The sequence below is a fragment of the Mycobacterium sp. GA-1841 genome, from assembly GCF_001954135.1.
Classification (GTDB): Bacteria; Actinomycetota; Actinomycetes; order Mycobacteriales; family Mycobacteriaceae; genus Mycobacterium.
On the sequence record NZ_MBEQ01000058.1, the window covers coordinates 1 to 17,528 of the forward strand.

The following is a 17,528-nucleotide window of genomic DNA, read 5'->3' on the forward strand; positions in this document are numbered from 1 at the left end:
GTCGGCGGCGGTGCGGGAGTTGTCGGGGCGGGGGTTTGAGTTCGTCGGGATCTTGATGAATGGGGCTGATCGGCGGTGGACGGAGTTGGCGTTGGCTGGTACGGGTGCGCGGATTGTGCGGCCGGTGGATGCGGTGGCTGCGGCGGGTGAGTTTGCTGGTTGTTCGGCAGTGATTGTGAGTCGGTTGCATGCGGGGATTTTGGCGGCGTTGTCTGCGACGCCGGTGATTTCGTTGGAGTATCAGCCGAAGTGTCGTGATTTTGCGTTGTCGGTTGATGATGAGCGGTCGTTGTTGCGGACTGATGAGGTGCGCAGGTCGGTGGTGGTGGATCGGGTGTTGGCGGGGTTGGCTGATTCGGTGGCGATCCGGGCTCGCACGGGTGCTGCTGTGGATGGGTTGCGCCGGCGTTTGCAGGCCCAGTATTCGATGCTGGCCGGGCACCTGGGACTGTCCGCCACCTGACTTGCTGCAAAGATCGCAAAACGTGATCACATTGCTATAACTGCACTGCGCGTAATGGTCACGATCGGCGTAATTCCGCGTCCTATTTTCGACTCGTTGTAGCCGTTCTGAGTGGGTAGAGTGCACCCCAAATGTTGGTATTCATAACCACTTTGCGGCATCCGCAGAACGCAGCGGACTACGGCCGCGTGGAAGCGCTGCTGCAGGACACCCTGGCGTCGGTCAGTCGGCAGAGCTGCGACGAATATCTGATCATCATCGTCGGCAATCGACCGCCGTCATTCCCGCTCCCCGCCCGCACCGTTTTCGTCGAAGTCGATTTCCCGCCCCCGTCGCTGCACCAGGGACCACGCACCGGACCTGCCTCGGTGATTTGGGACAAGGGCACCAAGAACGCCATCGGTCTGATCGCCGCGCGTGAATACCGGCCGGACTACGTGATGCTCTTCGATGCCGATGATTTCGTGCACCGCGACATCGCTGCCTTCGTTCACGGCCACCCGGGAGCCGCCGGATGGGTGAGCACTCGCGGATGGATTTATTCACGCCGGCGCAACGCGTATGCGCTACGTAGGAAGTTCTACCGGCACTGCGGCACGTCGTTCATCATTCCGTGGGACGCCTATCAGGTTCCCGATGTACTCACGGTGTCTTCCACTCAGCGCGAGATCTTCGACGCTTTCGGAGTGCGGCTGGAAAAGGTGCTGGAGCACGGATTCGCCTACGACTGGTGGCGACAACACGGACGTACTCTGGAACCGCTACCGTTCCCGGCTGCCGTTTACCACGTCGACACCGGTGAAAACCATTCCGGCAACATCTTGTTCGGCCCGGCAATGCCTTACCGCTCGCATCTGTACCGTGATTTCGGGCTGCGCCCGTCAAAGGGGCCGGCGGTCACCCTGTGGAGCGCGGTCGGGCCGGCCTCGTTGTCGCGGTGGCCGGCGGTGCGCTTGCGTCAGCCCAAGTCGTATCTCGAAAACTACCGTCCACCAGTGAATCCGGTAACTCCGTAACACTGATCGATGCCGCGGGAAGGGATGTTCGATGCGCACAGCGGTTCGAGCCATCGGTGTGACACTCATGGCCCTGGTGGGGCTGGTGTCGCTGGCAGTGATGTCAACGGTGGCGTCCGTCGCCTCGGCAGCGGCCACCAGCGTGTTGATCATGGGCGGCTCGGGGGATCCGCTCACCACCGAGAAAGACGGAATCCCTTTCGTCAGGCAATACACGACCAAGGTCGTGGACAACTTCGTCGCCCCCTCCTCGATGCGGCCCGGTCTGGGTATTCCGGTCGGGCCGTACAACGCGGTGGCCGTGATCACGCCGGCGCAGTTCAACACCGGTGATCCGGCCGACCATTCGATGACGTTCGACCATTCGGTCGCCGAAGGTACGAAGGATCTCGATACCTGCATCAGCTCGGCGACACAGTGCGAGTACAACGAGGACATCGGTTCCGACGCCCCCGGTGCGGACGACTCGTTGGTGGTGTTCGGATACTCGCAGAGCGCCACCATCGCCTCGTTCGAGAAGGCCGCCCTGGCCGATCGGTATCCGCCCGGCGAGGGGCCGCAGGTCTCGTTCATCTTGACGGCCAACGGAAACAGGCCCAATGGGGGCTTTCTGGCTCGTGGTCCGAAAGGCCTGTCGATCCCGCTTCCACTTCCCGGCGGTGGGGTGACTTTCAGCGGACCGACGCGCACCGACACCCAGTACGCGACCGTCGACATTGCGATCCAGTACGACGGTTGGGCGGATCAGCCGGTCAATCCGTTCAATCTGATCGCCGTTGCCAATGCCAATGCTGGGCAGCGCTTGCTGCACCCGCATTACGCTGACCAGAGCCTCGACGGTCCCGGGATCATCGATCAGGGACAGTACGGCGACACCCGATACCTGATGGTCGCCACCGACACCCTGCCGCTGCTGCACGACGTGGCCAACATGCCAGGGATCGGGCGATTCTTGGCCGACGTGCTCGATGCGCCACTGCGCGTGCTCGTCGAATCGGGTTACGACCGAACAACAAGTCCGGGTAAGCCGACGACCTGGAGCCTGTTCCCGGCGAAGAACCCGCTCAAGACCGCCGTGGATTTCGTGGTTGCCATTCCGACGGGATGGGACAACGCGATCGAGAACATCAACGGAACCCGGCCGTTCGGCACTCAACGACCCGGCCCGTATGGCGTCGGTGGCCCTAGCGTCGACTACCTCAATCCGTCAGACGAGACCAGCGAGCCGGCCGAAGCCGGCACCGAATCGGCCACGCCCACCACGTTGGTGGCACGGAAAACCCGGTCGGCGCCCGTCGACGCGGACGCCAAACTGGTTGCTGCAACCAGTGATACCGAAGTTCCGTCCAGCCAGCCGCAAAAGTTGAAGAGCTCGGTGGATTCGCTGCCCGCACAGACTGTCACCGACCCGTCGGACCTGGCTGCCACGAAGCTGTCGACGCCGACGGAGTCGCTGGATCCCGAGGCGGTGGCGACGAAACAGCCGGCGGTCACGGACGAACACGAAACGCTCGAAACCGATGCGAACGAGACGCAGGCGAAGAAGCCGGCCGGCGAGACGGATGCGCCGACGAAGACGACGTCCGACGAGGCTGGGGCCAAGCCTGCTTCTGACGAGGCTGGGGCCAAGCCTGCGTCACGGAAGGCGGACCCCGCCACCAAAGACTCGGTGACCAGTCGCACTGAAGACCAAGACGCTCAAGCCAAGTCGAAGGCCGATACCCCGTCGAAGAACGACGCCTCCTCGAAGACGGAAGCGAAACCCAAGACAGAAGCGAAGTCGAAGACGGAACCGAAATCCAAGACCGAAGCGAGGTCCAAGACAGAACCGAAATCCAAGACAAAGGCCAAGTCGAAGACAGAAGCCAAGTCGAAGACTGACGCCAAAACGTCGCGGCAGGCCAAGTCGGCCACCGGCGCCAAAACAGCAACGGGACCGAAGCATTCGTCCACCAAACGGGGTGATCGGGATGCCGAGTAGCACGGCTTGACATGTGGAGCGCGGTGTTGGTGCTCGCCCTCGTATCGGCAGTAGACCCGGTTCGGATCGGTATCACGATGCTGCTGATCGGGCGACGGCGTCCGGTGGCGAATCTGTTGGCCTACTGGCTCGGACTGATGGCCACCGGGGTGGGACTCGCACTTACTGCTCTCTTGCTACTGCCAGGCCTCGTCTTTCCGGTCACCAGGTTCGTCGTGTCAGCCTCGGAGGAACCGGTCGTGCCGCCTTTGCAGATCGCTCTCGGAATGGTGGCGGTGCCGCTCGCGGCGGTCATCGCTCTGCGGGCCCGACGCCGCAGCACCGTCTTACCGGCCGACTCCCCAGGCGCGGTGGACCGGCAGGCCTCTAAAGCCGGATCGCGATGGGCGCGCTTCTCGTGGCCGGCACTGTTCGCCGGTCGGTGGGGCGATTCGATCGGGCTGGCTTTTGCCGCGGGCTTGCTGTCAGCGACGCCGCCGCTGGAGTACTGCTTTGCGATTCTGGCCATCGCGGCGTCCGGAGCCGCCCTCAGCACCCAAGTCAGCGCGGCGATCGTGTTCTCCCTCGTCGCGTTTGCGATCGCCGAGATCCCGCTGGTGGGCTACCTGGCGTCACCGCAGAAGACCACCGTGGCCGTGGCGAAAATGCATGACTGGATCTGCGCCTACCGTCGGCCGATCTTTGCCTGCATCCTCGGGCTCTTCGGGATGCTGATGGTCGCCAGTGGAGTGTCCACCATCTGAGTCGGACGGTGAACTCAGCCTGCGCCGTGCGGGGTCAGCTGTCACAGAGCCAGCGGAAGAACCCATGTTTGTGGATCAGCTGCAGCACAGCCCGATTTGCCCATCTGTTGCGGTTCTTGCCCCTGACGTCGATGTGCAGGTGAAGCACTTTGATCGCGGGATCGAATTGCCTTTTGATGCCGCGTTTTTCCATCCGGATGGCCAGATCTTGAGTCTCGTGACATCGCAGCACCGGGTCGTATCCGCCCAACGATCTGAGTACGTCGGAATCGACCAGCATGTTGCCTTCGTGGAGCCAGTATGCGGGCGCGGGCGCAGGGGTGGCGAGAATGTCGGGCCAGCCCGTCATGATCGGTCCGACGATTCGTTGCACGGCCTGGGCCAGTTGTGGACGAGACCGCAGCCGGTCGATCATCAGCGGCAGTCCGGAGGTGAGGCCGCCCCAGGCGGAAAACACTGCACCGTAGTTGTGTGGTTCCTGGCTACCGTCTTGTCTGCACACCAATCCGCCGATCAGACCGATGCCGGTCGGCGCATACCGAGCGAAAACCGCTCTGGCCGTGGCGGGTATACCGTCGGTCTGCAGCTCCATGTCGGCATCGATGAAGTGGATGAGTGACCGATCGACGACCTGGTCGATGATCTGATTGCGGTTGGCTCCCGCCCCCTGGTTGTGGAGGCTGCGGACAAACGTGACGTCGTCACCGAATTGGCGGACCACGTCGGCGCTGTGATCGGTCGAGGCATCGTCGAGAACGTAGACACCGTCATAGTCCTGTGCCAGCACTTGCGGAAGCAGCCGCTGAAGGTTGTCTCCCATGTTGTAATTCGGAATCGCCGCGACGACCGGTAGCTTGTTTCCCACGTCGGCCTACTTGTTCACGAGCTGACTGAACTCATTGTTGCGAAACTGCTCGGCACATGAGGTGCGCCGGACTTTTCCGCTGGTGGTGATCGGAATCGAACCGCGCGGAACCAACAGCAGTTCCGTGGCATTGAGGCCGTGGGACTGGGCGATCGCAGACCTGACTTCACGTTCTACGGTGGCCAGCGCCTCGGCCGGATCCTGGTGGTCGTCGCCAGAAGTCCGGACCTCGGCGATCACCACAAGTTGCTCGGCACCGCCGTTGTCGACAGAAATCGCGGCGGCCCTGGCACCGGTGATCTCCTGAATGGTGGCCTCGATGTCATCGGGGTAGTGGTTACGCCCGCGAATGATCACGACATCTTTGATGCGCCCGACGATGAACAGCTCACCCTCGGAGACGAAGCCCAGATCACCGGTACGCAGCCAGGTTCCGGCTGAGGTGTCTGCGGGCGCGCCCACGATCTTCGCGTCGAACGTGGCCGCGGTGCGTTCCGGTTGCCGCCAGTAACCCGCGCAGACGTTGTCACCCATGACCCAGATTTCGCCCACCGTTCCGGACGGGCATTCCGACCTGGTCTGCGGGTCGACGATCCGCACGGCGGGCGACTTCGGGCTGCCATAGCTGACCAACGCAGTGCCCGTCGCAGTTTCGCGCGGCACGGTGGTTTCGAATGGCACGGTGGTTTCGAATGGCACGGTGGTTTCGCACGGCAAAGCTTGTCCCTCGGCCAGCTTTTCGGATTCGAACCGGACCACGTGCGGCGGCAAGCCGGGCTCCCGGGTGGCCACGAACAGGGTTGCTTCCGCCAACCCGTAACAGGGGCGTAGGGCTTCCGGGCGGAAGTCGTGGCCGGCAAAGCGCTCGGAGAACCGTCTCAGCGTGCCCTCGTGCACCCGTTCACTGCCACTGAGCACGCACCGCACGTCGCCAAGGGTCAGTCCGGCCAGGTCCTCACCGGCGGTCCGCTTCGCCGCCAGGTCGAATGCGAAATTGGGGGCGGCAGTCACCGCGGCGGGGTGGGATGCGAGCAGTTGCATCCAGCGCGCCGGGCGGGCCAGGAACGACATCGGGGTGGTGAACACGGTGTGCCAGCCGCCCAGCAGTGGCGCGCAGAGGCCCAGCATCAGACCCATGTCGTGGTACAGCGGAAGCCAGGAGACCGCGGTGGTTTCCGGTGGGGCGATCTTGTCCCGGAAGAAGCCGGCCATCACCTGCTCGAAGTTGGCGGTCAGGTTGCGGTGCGAGACCATGACGCCGGCGGGGGTTCGGGTGGACCCGGAGGTGTATTGAAGGTACGCCGTTTCGGGCGACTTCTCGCGCTTGACCGGGCCTCTTCTGGAGTCAAGGTCGAGACCGTCGATCTCGATCACCGCCGGCGCAGGTTGATCCGCTGTCGCCGTGGCGTATTCGGCGATCTGTGCGGACGCCGAGGAGGCGGTGAGAATGATCGTCGGCGTGGTGTCTCGCAGCACGGTGGTGACGCGTTCGTCGTGCACGCCGGGCGCCGGGACCGACAATGGCACACCGATCAGCCCGGCATGCAGCGCGCCGAGGAAGGCAACGATGTAGTCGAGTCCCTGGGGAGCCAGGATGACCGCCCGGTCGCCCACCGAGCCGCGGAGCCTGAGCTCGTAGGCGAGGCTGAGCACCCGACGGCTCAGTTGCGACCACGTGAGGGTGTGGGCGACGCCGTCCTGGGCGGCGTCGTAATCGAGGAAGGTGAACGCCGTGGCATCGGGTTGCAGGCTGGCACGTTCACGCAGTACCTCGGTGATCGACGAACGGATCATGAAGTGTCTCCTTTCCTAGTCGACCAGGCCAGTGAGACCGAAATCGGCCAGCGTCTGCGCCGCCAGGCCCCGCAATCGGGGCTTGGAATTCTCCGCATCGGGTTGATAGGCGACGATGCCGATCGAAATCTTGCCGTTGATGCGTGCAGACACCAGCACCAGCTGGCCGCCTCGCTGCTCGATGTCCCGGCGCGAGACGTTCTGGTCGACTCCGCGCAGCAGGACGTATTCGGCGCGGGTGCCGTCCGGGCAGCCGATCGCCGGGTCGATATCGCCGAGATTCGAACAATGGACGGGTAGTTCGGTGGACGACCCGTAGAACAGACCGCCGAGGCCGCGCAGCGCGCTTCTGGGCACCAACGGGATGAGTGGCAACAGTTCGAGGGTCTCGTCGGATGTAGTCCGCGTCGTCTCGATCGCCTGTCGGATGGCCGACCGGGTTCCCGACAGATCGCTCACCGCCTGTGCCGGGTCGACCGGGGCGCTGGCGAAAGACATGGCCAGGGCGCGGGTGTCGTCTGCGCTGTGACGCTCGTTGAGCGCGATGGACAGCGTCACCGTGCCGTCGTCGGGTCGGCGGCGTCCCAACCGTTCACCGAGCCGTGCGGCGAACCCTGCCAACAGCGAGTAACTCGTCCCCCCAAGTGCCGCGGCTCGGGCATCCCAGGCGTCGAGATCGACGCACACGGAGATCGCCGGTACCACCACCGGCGCATCGGGAGCGGTTACCTCTGGGAGCGGCGGGGAGTCGGTGGGCCGTGGAAATCCTTGCTGTGACAGCAGTTTCATCGCTCGCCCCAGGGTGCGACCGATCTCCGGCAGGCCGTGAAGGGTTTCGCGGAGATCGGCGGCAACCGCGCGCCGGCGACTGCGATATCGCGGCGGCGGAAAGCCGAACTGGCGCTTGGTGCCCATGACACCGTCGAAGATCGTCAGCATGCCGGCGACGCCATCGCCCAGATTGTGTGACGCCACCAGGCTTATCGCCGTGGATCCGTCGGTCATCGGCAGCACACCGATGTGCCAGCCCGGTCCGAGCTCCGGATCGACCGGCAGTTGTGCGCGTTCGTCGACCCAATCGCCGAGTTCGGCCCGCGGCCGCGGGAATGGGGCGAAGTCAAGGTCTGACTGCGGTCCCAACCAGGAAACCCAGCGGTGGCGTCCGAACGGCAGTGGTGACCGCTCGATCCTGCGCCCGGCCGCTCCGTAGCCGAAATCTCGGTGGAATCGCTTCAACCCGTCGAGGTTTACGGCATGTTCGTAGACCCAGGTGATCTGCATGAGCTGGTGGCGACCGGTCGCGCGCAGGATCTCGAAGCCGGCCTGGTCCATGAATGTCAGCCGGTTGTCGACGCACGGCTGAATTGCCAATGTTGAAACTTCCACTACGTCAACCGATCAGACGATCACGCCGGAAAGGGTGAACTCGGCCAATGCCTTTGCGGCCAGTTCCCGCAACGCGGCCTTGGAATTCGAGCCGCCGGGTTGATAGGCGACGACGGAGATCGACATCTTGTCACCGACCCGCCCGGCCAACACCGTCAACAGGCCGTTTCTGTTCTCCAGAAACTCCCTGCTGACGCGGCGGTCCACCCCGCGCAGGATCAGGTAGTCGGCCGGTGTCCCGTCAACCTCGGCGACCCGAGGGTCGATATCGCCCAGGTTGGAACACGACACCGGTAATTCGTTGAGGCCCAGCACCATCTGTGAGCCGCGAGCCACCACCCGTTTGGGGATGTACGGCGTCAGCGGCAGCAGTCGCAGAGTCTCATCCGGTGTCTGCCGGTTCCGCGCCAGCGCTTCGCGGATCGCCCGCCGCGCACCGGACAGATCAGAGGTGACCTGGCTGGGGTCGAGGTCGGTGTTGACGATGAACGCGGCATTCGCGCGGGTGTCTCCGGGCGTCCGGTCACTGATCGGCAGGTGGAGGCAGACCGCTCCGCTGTCGCCGCGTCGCCGCCCCATCAGCTCGCCGAATTTGGCGGCGAACCCGGCGACCAGCGAGTGGCTGTTTCCCCCAAGGGCGGCCGCGCGTTCGTCCCAGTCGTCGAGATTGACGTAACAGGCGATGGCCGGCGCCACCACGGTGCCGCCGCCGTCGGGTCCGGAATGCTTGTGGTGACCAGGCTTTGCCGAAAGCGATACCTCTCGGCGACGCGCGAAGGTCAGCCGACCTGCCTGCACAATTGTGGAGCAAGTCTGTGGCAGCTCGCGCACCATCGTGGCGAGGTCGGCAGCCACCGCACCGCTTCGACTCCGCGCATTCGGTACGGCATAACCGAAATCGTCCGTCTCGCCGTTGACCGCGTTGGCGATCGAGAGCAGCGCCCCGAGACCGTCGACCAGACAGTGAGACATCACCAGGCTGACCGCGGTTGACCCGTCCGTCATCGGCAGCACCCCGAGGTGCCAGCCGGGACCGTATTCCGGATCGACCGGAAGTTGTGCCCGCTCATCGGCCCAGTCGGTGAATTCTGCTCGCGGACGGGCCATCTCGACGATGTCGAGGACGCAGGGTGCTCCGGGCGAGGCGACCCAGCGGTGACGTCCAAATGGCAACGGGGACCGCTCGATCCGCCGGCCAAGCAGCCCGTGGCCCAGATTCCGGTGGAATAGGTTCAGCCCCGTGACGTCGACGGGGCGTTCATACAGCCACACGACCTGGGCGAGGAGTTCCTGACCGGTGGCCCGCTGGCCCAGAAACAGCAGCTGATCGGTGAACGAGAGTCTGTCGTCCATGTTCTTCAGGCCGATCTCACGCCCGAGCCGGTGAATTCGTTCACCGGCAGCTGCTCGCAGCGGCCCTCGGCAACGCGGAGGTAGACCGACTTCATCACCTCGACATAGCGCTCGACGGACTCACGTGCGACAGCGTTGTTCGGGAAGGCGACGGTGACGGAGGTTCCGCTACCGAACTGGTTCACCCACATGCCGATTTGATTTGCGGTACCCATTTCGCTGTAGATGCGGCCCTTCAGGGCATTCCATTCCGCGATGACGGCGGGGGACAACGGGGTGGCGGTGGCGTCCAGGTAGGACACCATCGGCACACCGGGGTCGGGCCTCCGCAGCCCTGTCGACAACTCCAGCACTCGGTCGAATGGGACGTGTGCCAGGTGAAGACCCGAATCGAACGATGTCTGCGCGGCCCGCACGGTGTCGGCGAATGACCTTCCGATGGGCACTGTCACCGGTACCGTCCCGGTGAACCACCCCGTCGTCATCGTCTCGGCCTCGGTGGCGCGGGTGGAGGTGGGTGTGATCACGTAGTAGGTGCCGGTACCGGTCAGCTGGTACTGGGCCAGAGCGGCGCAGGCGAATACCCCGCCGATGAACCGGGCGCCGGCGGTGAGACAGGCGGATTCGAACCGTTGTGTCTGTTTGTCATCGAGGAGTTGGACGCTGAGGAGATCTCCTCCGCACGGTACCGAGAGGTCACCGAGCGGCAAGGGAAACCGGGGCAGCGTGCCGTCGTTGTCCGCGGCGAAGGTGACCCAATCCCGTACCTGGGGGGAGTCGACGTGCAGTGCGGAGGTGAAACGACGTTGGCGGATGCAGTATTCGTCGTAGCTGCCTGCCGGTGGTAGCGGGATGGGTGCACCACCGCCGACGAGCGCTGCGTACATCAGATGAATCTCGACCAGCATCAGTCCCATGAAAGTCGCATCGACATGCAGGTGATCCACACACATGTATGCGGTGAAGTGGTCGGGGCGCTGGATGATTCCGAAGCGGAAGCAGTCCCACTGCAGAGGCCCGGGCGTGGCCAGGATGTGGTCCCGCCACTGTGTCGAGGTGTGCACGCCGTGATCGGTCGGGACGAAGCTGATGTCCCTGGGATTTACGATCTTTCGCCGAACGATCTGGTCGTCGACGGTCAATTCGAACCAGCTGCGGTAGGTGTCGTGCCTGCGCAGATAGGCGTTGATCACGTAGGTCATCGCGCGGATGTCACACTGACCGGCGATGTTCCACGCGGGGATGGTCAGCCGCGCCATCTGAGCGCCCTTGGCGGTGTGCTCCCGGTAGCTGCGCAGATGTTGAGCCTGCTGATAACTGACAGGCACATCGTGCACGGGTGCTTCGGCGGCTTTCTTCAGCGTTGTTCGCGATGGGTTCCACGAGACGTGGTTACCGGGAGCGTCAACCCAGTCCTGTATTGCGGTCAGCTCGAACACGGTGTTCCTCTCCTCCCTAAGTTGACGGGGCGGACATTGCTTCGTCGTCGGCGAGTGCCTGGCACAGGTGTTGGGCCAGCGCTCGGATCGTCGTCATGTCCATCGAGCTGACGCGGACGCCCGTCTCGGTCTCGATGCGGGTCCGCAGTTCGAGATGCCCGAGCGAGTCGAGCCCGTACTCGGACAACGGACGATCCGGGTCGACGGTGCGACGCAGTAGCAGACCGACCTGTTGGCCTATCAGGCGACGCAGGTGGGTCGGCCACTCGTCACGTGGCAACGCGGCCAGTTCCGCCTTGAGTTTTCTTGTCTCCGAGGGTCCGTGGCCCTCGGTCAGGAACATCTCGGCGAACGGACTGCGGTGGGCGAACGCGGTGAGCCACGGGGTGCCGAGGACCGGTGCGTAGCCGTTGTAGACCCGCGCATGGCGCAGGATGGCCTCGAACGCGTACGCACCCTCCTCTGGCGCGATGGCGTTGTCGTCCTCGGCCATGGCCGTGCCCCGACCGATCTCGGACCATGCGCCCCAGGCGATCGAGGTGGCCGGCAGTCCCTGGGCACGACGCCACTGCATGAAGGCATCCAGCCAGCTGTTGGCCGCGGCATAGGCGCCCTGGCCGGGTGAGCCCACCAGTGCTGCGGCCGAGGAGAACGAACAGAACCAGTCCAGTGGTGCCGAGGGCTGCGGAGCCTGGAACTGCAACGCCTCGTGCAGATTCCACGCGCCGTACACCTTCGGCGCCCAGTCCCGCTCGACGAGCTCGTCGGTGATGTTCGTCAGGGTGGCGTCCTCCACCACGGCGGCTGCATGCAGGACGCCGCGAACCGGCAGCCCGGTCCGGGTGGCCGCCGCCACCAGGCGGCGTGCGGTGTCCGGGTCGGCGATGTCCCCGCATTCCACGACGACGTCGGCACCGGTGGCGCGGATCAGCTCGATGATCTCGTGCGATCTGCTCGACGGCGCGCTGCGTGAGTTGACCACGATGCGTCCGCAGCCGGCGGCGGCCATCCGCTCGGCGAGAAAGAGTCCGAGACCTCCGAGTCCACCGGTGATGATGTAGGCACCGTCCTCGCGGAACACCCGAACCTGGTCGGGCGGCAGGATCACCTGACTGTGTCCGGAATCGGGGATGTCGAGCACCAATTTGCCGGTGTGCCGTGCCCCGCCCACCATTCGGATGGCGGTGGCCGCCTCCGCCAACGGGAAGTGCGTGATGTCCGGCAGCGGCAGCGAGCCGTCGGCGACCAGCTGATAGACCGTGGCCAGCAGATCACGGATCTTGACCGGATGCGTGACGGTCATCAGCGCGAGATCTACCGCGTAGAACGACAGATTGCGACGGAACGGGAACAATCCCATCCGGGCGTCGGCGTAAATGTCGCGCTTGCCGATCTCGACGAACCGACCGCCGAAGGCCAGCAGTTCCAAACCAGCGCGCTGGGCCGGCCCGGTGACCGAGTTGAGCACGATGTCCACTCCGTACCCGGCGGTGTCGGCCCGGATCTGGTCGGCGAACGCGGTGCTACGGGAATCGTAGACGTAGTCGATGCCCCAATCGCGCAACAGTTGTCGCCGTTCGTCGCTACCTGCGGTGGCGAAGATCTCGGCGCCGGCGGCACGCGCGACGGCGATTGCGGCCTGGCCGACACCGCCCGTGGCGGAGTGGATCAACACCTTGTCGCCGGACGAGATCCGGGCCAGTTCGTGGAGCCCGAGCCAGGCCGTGCTGTAGGCCAGCCCCACTGCGGCAGCCTCGTGTTCACCGAGTCCGGCCGGCAGTTTGGTGGCCAGGTCGGCCTCGCAGGTGACGAAATTGCCCCAGCAGCCGTTCGCCGACACACCACCCACATGGTCACCGATGCGATGTGTGGTGACATCAGGACCGACGGCGGTGACAACACCACCGAATTCGGAACCGAGTTCAGGTAGGCGGCCGTCGTAGCTCGGGCAGCGGCCGAACGCGACGAGGACATCGGCGAAGTTGATACTCGACGCTTTGACGGCGACCTCGATCTGTCCCGGACCGGGTGAAACCCGTTCGAAGGCAACCAGTTCCAGGGATTCCAGGTCTCCGGGTGTGCGCACCTGAAGCCGCATGCCGTCACTGTCGTTGTCGGCGGTCGCGGTACGCCGCTCGGCGCCGCGAAGTGGGGCCGGGCACAACCGCGCCGCATACCACTGCCCGTGACGCCACGCGGTCTCGTCCTCCGGTGACCGCGACAGGATTTGCCGTGCCAGCTGTGTGCCGTCCGTCGCGTCGTCGATGTCGATCTGCGTGGCAGTCAACCGCGGATGCTCCATCCCGATCACCCGCATCAGACCGCGCAGGCCCGAATGTTCCAGCCTGAGCGTGTCGGTGTCCAGCACCCGTTGACTGCTGCGGCTCACGACGTACAGGCGTGGCGGCTCGCCGGTTCGTGCGTCGTCGGTGGCCTCGGCGAGCGCGCCGGCGATCCGGACCAGATGTTGTACGTGGCCGGCGCCGCGTCGGCCGGCGGCCTCGCCCACACTGTCATCGTCGGGCATCACCACCAGCACGCCGGACAATGCCCGGTCATCCACATGGGAGGTCAGCTCGAGGCGACGGTCCCCGTGGTCGTCATGCGGGGCCCAGGCCATCGTAAGAGGTTCGGCGCCTGCCGATCTCAGGCCCTCGACAACCCCGGCGGTCAGCGTGTGGGCGGCGACGTCGGTCGGCTCTCCGGCGGTGATCAGCAGCCAGGTCCCGGCCTCGGTGTTGTCGGGCCCGGGCAGCTCGCGCTGTTGCCATTCGATGGTGAGCAGCCGTTCGTCCAGCACGCGATCTGCCTGTGCCTGTGCCGTGCCACCCGTGCCCAGCTGTAAACCGGTGACACTCAACAGAACTACGCCCTGATCGTCGAGCAGCTCGAGGTCGGCCTCCACACCCGCAGCGTCGGCCCGATTGATCCGGCTGTAGCAGTAACGGGTGTTCCGGGTCGAACCGTAGGCGCGCAGCCGTCGTACCCCCAACGGCAACAGCATGCCGTCAGCGACGTTCTGCACATCGGGATGAGCAACCACCGACTGGAAGCACGCATCCAACAGGGCCGGATGTACTTCATAACCACGTTGTCGGGATCGCAGCGGCCCGGGCAACGACACGGCGGCAACCACGGTGGCGCTGGAGAGGTCGGCAACGTAGGCCTCGGACAGCCCCGCGAATGCGGCGCCGTGTCCGATGCCCACGGCGTGGAATCCGGCCCGCAACTCTTCGCCGTCGACACGGCGCGGATGAGAGGCCAGCAGGGCCTCGATCGGGTACGGGGCCGGCCGCTCGGTGCCGGTGTCGAGGTGTAGGCCTGCGGCAGCTCGCCGGGTGCGTGTGCCGGCCTGGTGGGTCTCGACCGTGAACTCGGCCGTCCCCGACGAGGCCACCGTGGCGCTCACCCACACCGGCGTGGTCTCGTCGAGCAACAACATCTCCTGGAAAGAGAGGTCACGAACTTCGCCCGCACCTCCGAGCGCCGGATGCACAGCGGCCAAGGCCATTTCGCAATAGGCTGCACCGGGTAACACCGCGACCTGATGGACCCGGTGATCGGCCAACCAGGGATGGCTGTCGGTGCCGACATCACCCTGCCAAACGTGTTCGGCCGGCTCCTGCGGCAGCACGACGTGTGCACCCAACAGCGGGTGAGCCGAAATCGAGTGTGCGCCACGCGACGTATCGCTGTCGTCACGATCCAACAGCAGCGAGGAATGGGTCCAGGCCGGCAGCGGCGCGTCGATGAGCTGCCCGTGCGGATGGAGCACCGAGAAGTCCACGGCCGCGCCGGCACCGTGCAGATCGGCAGTGAAGCCGAGCAGCCCGTGCGGCAACTCCTGCTCGCGACGCATGGCCGCGAACACGGCCGACGGGACGTCGAGGCTGCGGGCCGTCTGCTCGACGGCGTGGGTCAGCAGGGGATGCGGCGACAGTTCGGCAAAAACCCGGTGCCCGTCCTCCAACGCGGTCTGTACTGCCGCGGAGAAGCGCACGGTGTGCCGAAGGTTGTCCACCCAGTAGTAATTGTCGAACTCGGCCGGCTCGCGTGGGTCGTACAGGGTCGCCGAGTAGAAGGGCACGTGGGGCTCGGCGGGAGTGAGGTCGTCGAGCAGTTCGGCGAGTTCGTCGAGGATCGAATCCACCTGCGGTGAATGCGAGGCGACGTCGACAGCGATCTCGCGAGCCATCACACCGCGCGCTTCCCAGGCGGCCACCAGATCGCGAACCGACTGCGTGGCACCTCCCACGACGGTGGACTGCGGCGAGGCGACCACCGAGAGCGCGACGTCCTCCACGCCATGTCCGGCAAGCTCCGAAAGTACTTGGTGGGCAGGCAGTTCAACCATTGCCATCGCCCCGGATCCGGCGATCCGCGACATCAGCCGGGAACGTCGGCAGACTACTTTCACGCCGTCTGCGAGTGTCAACGCTCCAGCGACCACCGCAGCGGCCACCTCGCCCATCGAATGACCGATGACCGCCCCCGGGGTCACACCGTAGGACCTCATCGTCGCGGCCAACGCCACCTGGACCGCGAAGACCGTGGGTTGCACCCGGTCGATACCGGTGACCGTCTGCGGCGCCGACATCGCTTCGGTCACCGAAAAGTTCGATTCCAGCGCGATCAGCGGCTCGAGTTCGGCGACCGCGGCGGCGAATGCCGGTTCGGTGACCAGCAACTCGGCACCCATCCCGGCCCACTGAGAGCCCTGGCCCGAGAAAACCCAGACCGGGCCGCGGTCGTCGTTGGCCACCGTCTCCTGATGTACGGCCTCACCGTCGGCGACCTTCCGGAGCGAGGTGATCAGTTCGTCACGGGCGCCGGCAGTCACCCAGGTGCGGGTGGATCGGAACCCGCGGCGACGGGTCAGGGTGTACGCCAGATCGGACAGATTGATCGCTGGTCCACGGCCGTTGCCGTCTCCGCTGGTGCCCAACCAGTCCGCCAGGCGATCCGCGGTCGTCCGCAAGCCGTCGGGGCACCCGGCCGATATCGGAAACAGCAGTGGGCGGACCGATGTCGGCGATGCTGCGGTGCCGGCCGCGGCCCCGCTGTCGGGGGCCTGCTCCAGGACCGCGTGCACATTCGTCCCGGACAAGCCGTAGGCGGACACGGCTGCGCGACGAGGACTGCGACCGTTCTCCGGCCAGGGAGTTTTCGATGCGGGGACGAAGAGGCCGGTGTCGATACTGGCCAGATCCTCTGGCAGTTGGGTGAAGTGCAGATTCTGTGGAATCACGCCGTGCTGCAACGAGAGCACTGCCTTGAGGACCCCGAGGGCTCCCGCCGCCGACTGGGTGTGGCCGAAGTTGGTCTTGATCGAACCCAGCGCACACGGGCCGGCCTTGCCGTAGACCTCCGAGAGGCTCGAGTACTCCAGCGGATCACCGACGGGGGTTCCCGTGCCGTGTGCTTCCACCAAGCCGACGCTGTCGGCGTCCACCCCGGCCGCTGCCAGCGCCGCCCGGTATGCCGAGGCCTGTGCCTGCGCTGACGGGGTGGCGATGTTGACCGTCCGCCCATCTTGATTGGACGCCGTGCCACGGATCACCGCCAGGATGCGATCGCCTTGGGCGACAGCATCGTCGAGTCGCTTCAGGGCGATCACCACGCACCCCTCGGCGGAGACGAAGCCGTCGGCAGACACGTCGAAGGCCCGGCAGCGTCCGGTCGGTGACAGCATGCCCGCCGCCGAACCCCCCGCCGCCTTGCGCGGCTCGAGGAGGACCGAAACCCCGCCGGCAAGGGCGAAGTCACTTTCGCCGAGGTGCAGACTGCGGCACGCCATGTGGATGGCGCTCAAACTCGACGAGCACGCGGTGTCCACCGTGACCGCAGGGCCGTGGACACCGAGCGCGTAGGCGATACGGCCGGAGGCCAGACTGAAGCTCGTGCCGGTGAATCCGTACGGGCCCTCCAAGGCCCGGGCGTCGGCGGCCACGTGGGCATAGTCGTTGTGGGTCAGACCCATGAACACACCCGTCGCCGAACCGGCCAGTGACGCCGGGTTGACGCCGGCGTGTTCGACCGACTCCCAGGCCGTTTCCAGTAGCAGGCGGTGCTGTGGGTCGATCGCTGCGGCCTCGCGTGTGGTGATGCCGAAGAAATCGGGGTCGAACGCCGCAGGATCGTCCAGGAAGGCGCCCCACTTCGACACCGATCGGCCGGGCACACCCGGCTCGGGGTCGTAGTACTCCTCGGCATCCCACCGATCCATCGGGATCTCGGTGACGAAGTCATCGCCTCTGGCTAACGACTCCCACAACTGCCGAGGCGAGTTGATCTGGCCCGGGAGCCTGCACGCCATTCCGACGATGGCAACCGGAACAACACTGATTTCGCTCAAGTCGTCCCCTTGTGAGATGAAGCGGCAGATTTACTTAGTATCACGACGCCAACTGTTGTGCCATTCCTGCGCAGCAAAGGCTATCGGTAAATCGCAGTGATCTTCATTTGCAGCAAGGTTTTCGGTGGAATGA

At 65.3% G+C, this 17,528-nt stretch carries 10 protein-coding genes; 4 read left to right on the forward strand and 6 right to left on the reverse strand.

All coding sequences use genetic code 11. The features are described 5' to 3' along the window. Window positions 1-55: 55 nt before the first annotated feature. The 4 genes from A5740_RS13650 (at window position 56) to A5740_RS13665 (ending at window position 4,203) form a co-directional block, all read left to right on the forward strand. Window positions 56-463 carry a polysaccharide pyruvyl transferase family protein gene (locus A5740_RS13650; RefSeq protein WP_371454734.1) on the forward strand — a complete coding sequence of 136 codons (408 nt, stop codon included), beginning with the start codon at window positions 56-58 and terminating at the stop codon, window positions 461-463. Window positions 464-594: 131 nt separating this feature from the next. Next, window positions 595-1,479: a glycosyltransferase family A protein gene (locus A5740_RS13655; protein WP_076194836.1), complete on the forward strand. Its 885-nt coding sequence runs from the start codon at window positions 595-597 to the stop codon at window positions 1,477-1,479. Between the two features lie 31 nt (window positions 1,480-1,510). Further along, a complete protein-coding gene (locus A5740_RS13660) occupies window positions 1,511-3,460 on the forward strand; it encodes a PE-PPE domain-containing protein (protein WP_076194837.1) in 1,950 nt (649 codons plus the stop codon). Between the two features lie 11 nt (window positions 3,461-3,471). Continuing rightward, window positions 3,472-4,203 (forward strand): GAP family protein, encoded by a 732-nt coding sequence (locus A5740_RS13665; protein WP_076194839.1) that lies wholly within the window; start codon window positions 3,472-3,474, stop codon window positions 4,201-4,203. A gap of 34 nt (window positions 4,204-4,237) precedes the next feature. Here A5740_RS13665 and A5740_RS13670 read toward each other — a convergent pair whose 3' ends face one another. The 6 genes from A5740_RS13670 to pks2 form a co-directional block, all read right to left on the reverse strand. After that, complete coding sequence (locus A5740_RS13670; RefSeq protein WP_076194840.1) at window positions 4,238-5,068, reverse strand: glycosyltransferase family 2 protein; 831 nt, start codon at window positions 5,066-5,068, stop codon at window positions 4,238-4,240. Between the two features lie 6 nt (window positions 5,069-5,074). Next, a complete protein-coding gene (locus A5740_RS13675; protein ID WP_076194842.1) occupies window positions 5,075-6,862 on the reverse strand; it encodes an AMP-binding protein in 1,788 nt (595 codons plus the stop codon). A 15-nt stretch (window positions 6,863-6,877) separates the two neighbouring features. Continuing rightward, on the reverse strand, window positions 6,878-8,194 hold the full coding sequence (locus A5740_RS13680; RefSeq protein WP_076194844.1) for a hypothetical protein: 1,317 nt from the start codon (window positions 8,192-8,194) through the stop codon (window positions 6,878-6,880). Window positions 8,195-8,260: 66 nt separating this feature from the next. Next, window positions 8,261-9,601: a hypothetical protein gene (locus A5740_RS13685; RefSeq protein ID WP_083654105.1), complete on the reverse strand. Its 1,341-nt coding sequence runs from the start codon at window positions 9,599-9,601 to the stop codon at window positions 8,261-8,263. A gap of 5 nt (window positions 9,602-9,606) precedes the next feature. Next, window positions 9,607-11,040: a condensation domain-containing protein gene (locus tag A5740_RS13690; protein ID WP_076194847.1), complete on the reverse strand. Its 1,434-nt coding sequence runs from the start codon at window positions 11,038-11,040 to the stop codon at window positions 9,607-9,609. Between the two features lie 16 nt (window positions 11,041-11,056). After that, window positions 11,057-17,395 carry a type I polyketide synthase gene (gene pks2, locus A5740_RS13695; RefSeq protein ID WP_076194849.1) on the reverse strand — a complete coding sequence of 2,113 codons (6,339 nt, stop codon included), beginning with the start codon at window positions 17,393-17,395 and terminating at the stop codon, window positions 11,057-11,059. Between the last annotated feature and the right edge of the window lie 133 nt (window positions 17,396-17,528).

Excerpts from the sequence above, each read along its gene's own strand:
- A5740_RS13650 (WP_371454734.1), top strand. The coding sequence starts at position 56 with ATGAATGGGGCTGATCGGCGGTGGACGGAGTTGGCGTTGGCTGGTACG.
- A5740_RS13655 (WP_076194836.1), top strand. The coding sequence starts at position 595 with ATGTTGGTATTCATAACCACTTTGCGGCATCCGCAGAACGCAGCGGAC.
- A5740_RS13660 (WP_076194837.1), top strand. The coding sequence starts at position 1,511 with ATGCGCACAGCGGTTCGAGCCATCGGTGTGACACTCATGGCCCTGGTG.
- A5740_RS13665 (WP_076194839.1), top strand. The coding sequence starts at position 3,472 with ATGTGGAGCGCGGTGTTGGTGCTCGCCCTCGTATCGGCAGTAGACCCG.
- A5740_RS13675 (WP_076194842.1), bottom strand. The coding sequence starts at position 6,862 with ATGATCCGTTCGTCGATCACCGAGGTACTGCGTGAACGTGCCAGCCTG.
- A5740_RS13680 (WP_076194844.1), bottom strand. The coding sequence starts at position 8,194 with ATGGACCAGGCCGGCTTCGAGATCCTGCGCGCGACCGGTCGCCACCAG.
- A5740_RS13685 (WP_083654105.1), bottom strand. The coding sequence starts at position 9,601 with ATGGACGACAGACTCTCGTTCACCGATCAGCTGCTGTTTCTGGGCCAG.